Raw genomic sequence first — 6,356 nt, forward strand, 5'->3', positions numbered from 1 at the left:
TACATCCAGGATGACCTGCTGGAAAACCGAAAACGTTTCGAGCAGCTGATTCATGCCCTGAATCACCGCCTGGACCAGATTGTCAGCCGTGCCAACGGCAATGCCGAGGCGTTGCGGTTGGTGGAGCGGGCGCGTGATGCGGTTAATGCTTTTACCGCCTGGTTCCCGAAGACGCGTGATCTGCGTGCGCGTATACGCAAGCGGTTGATGCGGGTTACGCGTGCCGACAATATCGATTTTGGCGGACTGGCGCGCGTTTCTCATGCAACAGATGCAACCGACTGGCGTGTTGAGTTGCCATTCGTGGTGATCTGCCCGGACAGCGAGCAGGAAGTCCTCGAAGTGGTGCGTGCCTGTATTGATCTGGGTCTGACGATTATCCCGCGCGGTGGTGGCACCGGCTACACGGGTGGCGCGGTACCGTTGCATGGTGATGCTGCCGTCATTAATACCGAGAAACTCGAAGCGCTCGGTGAACTGGAGATGCGCACGCTGGATGGCGTCAGTGATCCGGTGCCGACGGTCCGGGCCGAAGCCGGTGTGGTGACGCGCCGGGTGTCGGAGCGTGCCGAAGCGGCGGGCTATGTGTTTGCCGTCGATCCCACCTCGCAGGATGCTTCCACCATCGGCGGCAACGTGTCCATGAATGCCGGTGGCAAGAAAGCCGTGCTGTGGGGGACCACGCTCGACAACCTGGTGTCGTGGCGCATGGTTACGCCGGACGGCGACTGGCTGGAAGTGGAGCGCCTCAATCACAATCTCGGCAAGATCCATGAACAGGAAACCGTGTGTTTCCGGGTTCATCGCTATGAAGCTGATGGTGTAACGCGCAAGGGTGAACCGCAACAGCTGGAAATGCCCGGCAAGTCCTTGCGCAAGGAAGGTCTTGGCAAGGATGTCACCGACAAGTTTCTCGGCGGTCTGCCCGGTATCCAGAAAGAAGGTTGCGACGGGCTGATTACCTCGGCGGTGTTTGTGGTTCACCGCATGCCTGAGCAGATTCGCACGGTGTGCCTGGAGTTCTTCGGTTCAGACCTGGCGCGCGCCGTGCCGGCTATTGTTGAAACCAGGGACTACCTCGATGCACTGGACGGTGTGGTGTTGTCCGGCCTGGAGCACCTCGACGAACGCTACGTGCGCGCCGTGAAATACAGTACCAAGGCGCCACGCCGTGAACTGCCGAAGATGGTGCTGGTGATGGATATCGCTGGCGACGATGAGGCTGTCGTGGCAGAAGCTGCGTCAGCCGTGGTGCGACTCGCCAACCAGCGCGGTGGTGAAGGTTTTATCGCCACCAGTCCGGAAGCGCGTCGCCAGTTCTGGCTGGACCGTGCGCGCACCGCAGCCATTGCCGCCCACACCAATGCCTTCAAAATCAATGAAGACGTGGTGATTCCACTCGACAAGTTGTCCGAGTACAACGAAGGCATCGAGTGCATCAATATCGAATACTCGATCCGCAACAAGCTGGCGATGATCGATATGGTACGCCATTACCTGGGCGGAACCCTGTCGGAACTGAAGCAACACGAAGACTACGAGGACAGCGAGGAAAACCGCGCCATTCTCGCCGACAAGCAGCGTGTCGCCTGTGAGCATCTCGATACGGTCAGCGCGCGCTGGAAGGCGGTTCTGGAAAAGCGTGACCTGCCGGCAGCGGATTGCAGCGACCTGTGGGAGGGTGTGGATGAAAATGCGATTCGCCCGGATGACCGCCTGATCGACCTGTTGCTGCGCCGTGACCTGCGCATTTCCTACCGGCAGACCATCGAGCGGCCGCTCAAGAACATCTTCAGCGGCCGCGAGTTTGAACCGGTGCGCGAGCGGCTCGACGCCATTCATGCGGAGGTGCGTTCCGGGCGCCTGTTCGTGGCCACACACATGCACGCCGGTGACGGTAATGTGCACACCAACATCCCGGTCAATTCCAATGACTACGTCATGTTGCACGAAGCCGAGCGCATCGTGGATCGCGTCATGGAACTGGCCCGCGCACTGGGCGGCGTCATATCCGGCGAACACGGTATTGGTCTGACCAAGATCCAGTACCTCGATGACGAGGTGCTGGATGCGTTCTCGGCCTACAAGCAGGAAGTCGATCCGCGTGGCGTGTTCAACCGTGGCAAGCTGTTAAAGGGCTCAGGTCTGGAAAATGCCTACACACCGTCACTGCGCCTGGTGCAGCAGGAAGCCTTGTTGCTGGAAGCCAGCGAACTCGGTGCGTTGAATGACGATATCAGCAACTGCCTGCGCTGCGGCAAGTGCAAACCGGTATGTACTACCCATGTGCCGCGCGCCAACCTGTTGTACTCGCCGCGCAATAAAATACTTGCGACCGGCGTGGTCATCGAAGCTTTCCTGTACGAGGAACAGACCCGGCGGGGCATTTCCATCCGTCACTTCGACGAAATGAACGATGTGGCAGACCATTGCACCATCTGCCACAAGTGTCTGGCGCCCTGCCCGGTGGATATCGACTTTGGCGATGTCTCCGTGCGTATGCGCAGTATCCTGCGCCAGCAGGGCAAGAAACGCTTTAGTCCCACCAGTTGGGCTGCCATGGCATTCCTGAATGTGACCGACCCGACGACCATCAAAATGATGCGGAAAGGCATGATTGAATGGGGGTACAAGGGGCAGCGGCTGGCGCGACGTGTCCTGCATACCATGAGCGGACGCAGCAAACCTGCCTTGCCGCCCTCGACCACCGGCAAGCCGAAGGTGGTCGAACAGGTCGTGCACTTTATGAAAAAACCGATGCCGGGCGGTCTCCCGACCCAGACCACACGCGCCATGCTGGGTATTGAAGACCGTGGCGTGGTGCCGATTCTGCGTGACCCGGCGAAGGTCAGCGATGCCTCGGATGCCGTGTTCTATTTCCCCGGTTGCGGTTCAGAGCGCCTGTTCAGCGAAGTCGGCCTGGCAACTCTGGCCATGCTGTATGAAAGTGGAGCGCAGACGGTATTGCCGCCGGGTTATTTATGCTGTGGCTATCCGCAGACATCAACCGGCGACCTGGACAAGGGCAAACAGATCACCACGGACAACCGTGTGTTGTTTCACCGCCTGGCCAATACGCTCAACTACATGGATATCAAAACGGTCATTCTCTCTTGTGGCACCTGCATGGACCAGTTGCAGCAATACCAGTTCGACAAGATATTCCCCGGCTGTCGCCTGCTCGATATCCACGAGTACCTGATGGAAAAAGGTGTGTCGCTGGAAGGCGTGGAAGGGCAGCAGTACCTCTATCACGAGCCTTGTCACACACCGATGAAGACGCACAACTCACTCAAGGTTGCCGGCCAGCTGCTTGGGGTAGATGTGAAACTGGCCGACCGTTGCTGCGGTGAAGCCGGGACGCTGGCCGTATCGCGCCCGGACATTTCCACCCAGCTGCGTTTCCGCAAGCAGGAAGAACTGCAGAAAGATTTACGCGAACTGACCGGCAAGGACCGGGTCAGCGATGGCTCGGTAAAACTGCTGACGTCCTGCCCGGCCTGTCAGCAGGGCCTGTCGCGCTACGCCGAAGACACCGGCCTGGAAACCCGCTACATCGTCAGCGAACTGGCCGACCGCCAGCTGGGCAAGGGTTGGCAGAAACGCTTCGTCGAGCGTGCGCGCGACGGCGGTATCGAGCGCGTGTTGCTGTAGGAGCGGGCTTGCCCGCGAACGGCCAATGTGGGTTCGCAGGCAAGCCCGCTCCTACAGGGTTGAGTTCATCAGGCGCAGAGTACAACAGTCGTCTCACCACTCTCCTTGTCGATATCAAATACCGCCTCACAATATTCAGTTTGCGTGTCGACCGGCGTGGGATCATCCGCACAGTTGCAACCAGCGATAACGCCCGCATAGAAAATGCCTAACCGTACCTGAATATGATTCTCCGCTTCCATAGCGCTGATGACCATGACACGAAACGGCTCATCACTCACATAACTGCTCTGCAACAGGCCAGCCTGAAGCGGCAATTGCGCAGCATCCAGCTGCTCGATTTCAGATTTCAGTGTGCCGTTGAAGTTCTCGCTTCCCCAGTCCAGGTGGGCTCTCTCTAGCTGGATCATTTGCAGATTTTCAATCCTATACCTTCCTGCTTTTTCAGGTAGGCAATAATTTCAAAAAGATTCCTTGCCTGGGGATTTCCCTTCGGGCTGAACATGCGCATCAGACTTTTTGGTTGCTTATGCGTTTTCTGGCCAAGTTTTTCAAAACCGATGGTGGCGTTTATATAGTCACGCATAATGGCTTTTCCGGTATCCATGTCGCCGTCCAGCATGGACTGAACGGATTCACGTAAAAGCGCCCGTCTGAACTCGGGATCTTCATTTACCCGATCCAGAATGGTTTCCTTGAAATTGCGTGTTAATACCATCGTTACTTCTCGTGTTTCCTGCGTCGTTTATAGTCTTTCCAGCGTTCCCTGGCGGTTTGTATATCATCCTGCTGCCGCTTCTTGGTGCCGCCGCCCAGCAGGATTACGATCTTTTTTCCGTCTTTGCCAAAATATATTCGGTAGCCCGGCCCAAAATCGATGCGCAATTCCTGTACACCAGCTCCGACGCTTTTGTGGTCGCCAGGCTTGCCCTGTTCAAGTTTCGACAGGGCAACAGTAACCCGCGCGGCTGCCTGCGCATTCAGGCGCCTGAACCATTTTTCAACAGGGCATTTACCCTGAGTGTCGATGTATTCCCTTACTTCGACCATACCTAAAGGTAACTTAAGCGTTACTTAATAACAAGAGGTAATTTCAGTGGCCTGATTGTCTTTCAGGATGCGATTGTCAGATTGAGACAGGTCTGGCGCTCCATACCCTACTGCCGATTCAGTACACCAGCTTTGGCCAGGCGCCGTTATTGGTCTCGAAATAATCTTTCAGATTTTTCGGCCGGTATTTCCCGTCCAGTTCCCAGCGTTCTTTCACGGACCTGTGCATGAGGATTTCTCCCTTGCCGTGATCGATTGGCCGGTAGTAGGGTTGTTTGGAGCGGTAGATGAACTTGCGTGAGTTATGCAGTGTGGCGTCCGGCTTCGGGTGCAGGCTCTTGCCCAGGTGAGGCTCGAAGCTCAAGCTGACTTTTTTGGCCTCGCGCATCAGCCAGTCCAGCGCATAGTCGGCGGCCAGTCCGCCGTCCTTGTCCGGCGCGTAGCTGCCGCCAATGTCGCTGTGTACGCCGGCAAACCAGACCTGCTTCAGGTCAACACCCGGACGCGGTTCCCAGGTTGTGGGCTCGAAATCACTGCGCAGTTCATCAATGGCCATGGCATGGCGTGCCACCTTGATGATGGGCCCCATCTTGTTATCGTAGAACTCGTCCTTGCGATCGAGCAGGCCAAGGAAAGAGAACGGGATACCGAGTGCGCCAACCGTGTCCCATACACCGACAAAGGCAATTTCACGCTTCGGGTGTGAATGTGTTTTGCGGAACGCGACAGATTTCTCGCCGTCCGGGTGCCAGGCCCTGCCGGACTTTTTGTAGTGACTGAAAGCCTGTTCAATGAGCCTGGCATCGGGGCGTTTGAGAATGCCGATGTTGTTGATCATGCCGCACAGCGCGCGCACGGTGTAGGCGCCGCGGCTGAAACCAAAGAAAAACAGTTCGTCACCCGGCGCATAGTTCTGAACGATATAACGGTAATCGTCCATGATGTTCTTGTTAATGCCCTTGCCGGTAACGCCGCCGCTGATCTTTCCATAGTAGGAGCCGATGCCCCAGTCATAAAACACCTGCTGCGGCACCTTGTCGCCACCGATCGGTTTGATGGCGCGCGCCAGCTTCAGGACGTTGGAGGGAAAGTCTTTGTCGAGATCCTTTTCCGGACGGTTCCATGTTCCATCCGCACAAATGACGATACGTTTTTTCATCACCAGCCTCCCTTGCCTGTGGCATATGGTTTGGTGTCAGACGGTACGTGTCTCCACGCCGTTGGCCGTACCGAGCAACAGCACATCAGCGGGCCGGTTGGCGAAAATGCCTACCGTGACAATGCCCGGGATATTGTTCAGTTCGGTTTCCAGTTTGCAGGGTTCCATGATTTCCAGACCCTTGACGTCCAGAATGATATTGCCGTTGTCTGTGGTAAAGCCCGTGCGCAGTTCCGGCATGCCGCCGTGCCTGACCAGTTCGCGCGCCACGAAACTCTGTGCCATGGGAATGACTTCGACAGGCAGCGGGAAGGCGCCAAGCATTTTTACCAGTTTGCTTTCATCGCAGATACACACAAACTTGCGGCTGGCGCCGGCGACGATCTTTTCGCGTGTCAGTGCGCCGCCACCGCCCTTGATCAGGTGCAGTTGTTCGTTGGTTTCGTCGGCGCCATCGACATACACCGACAGTTCACCGACCTCGTTCAGGTCC

6 protein-coding genes are annotated in these 6,356 nt (G+C 57.0%); 1 reads left to right on the plus strand and 5 read right to left on the minus strand.

Going from position 1 to position 6,356, the window contains the following annotated elements; genetic code table 11:
- Positions 1-3,654: FAD-binding and (Fe-S)-binding domain-containing protein (locus tag ACW81B_RS06235; protein ID WP_491579353.1), on the plus strand; the 3,654-nt coding region annotated here is incomplete at its 5' end.
- 68 nt (positions 3,655-3,722) lie between these two features.
- Here the strand turns inward: ACW81B_RS06235 and ACW81B_RS06240 are convergent.
- The 5 genes from ACW81B_RS06240 to rpiA all read right to left on the minus strand — a co-directional run.
- Entirely contained in the window at positions 3,723-4,064 is a 342-nt protein-coding gene (locus ACW81B_RS06240) for a hypothetical protein (RefSeq protein ID WP_491579354.1), read from the minus strand.
- Positions 4,061-4,372 carry a helix-turn-helix domain-containing transcriptional regulator gene (locus ACW81B_RS06245; protein ID WP_491579355.1) on the minus strand — a complete coding sequence of 104 codons (312 nt, stop codon included), beginning with the start codon at positions 4,370-4,372 and terminating at the stop codon, positions 4,061-4,063. The genes ACW81B_RS06240 and ACW81B_RS06245 overlap by 4 nt, the downstream gene beginning before the upstream one ends.
- 2 nt (positions 4,373-4,374) lie before the next feature.
- Positions 4,375-4,704 carry a type II toxin-antitoxin system RelE/ParE family toxin gene (locus ACW81B_RS06250; RefSeq protein ID WP_491579356.1) on the minus strand — a complete coding sequence of 110 codons (330 nt, stop codon included), beginning with the start codon at positions 4,702-4,704 and terminating at the stop codon, positions 4,375-4,377.
- 118 nt (positions 4,705-4,822) lie between these two features.
- On the minus strand, positions 4,823-5,863 hold the full coding sequence (locus ACW81B_RS06255) for a T6SS phospholipase effector Tle1-like catalytic domain-containing protein (RefSeq protein ID WP_491579357.1): 1,041 nt from the start codon (positions 5,861-5,863) through the stop codon (positions 4,823-4,825).
- A 36-nt stretch (positions 5,864-5,899) separates the two neighbouring features.
- On the minus strand, positions 5,900-6,356 hold a 457-nt coding region (gene rpiA, locus ACW81B_RS06260; protein ID WP_491579358.1), incomplete at its 5' end, for a ribose-5-phosphate isomerase RpiA.

The sequence above is a fragment of the Thiogranum sp. genome (assembly GCF_058323355.1).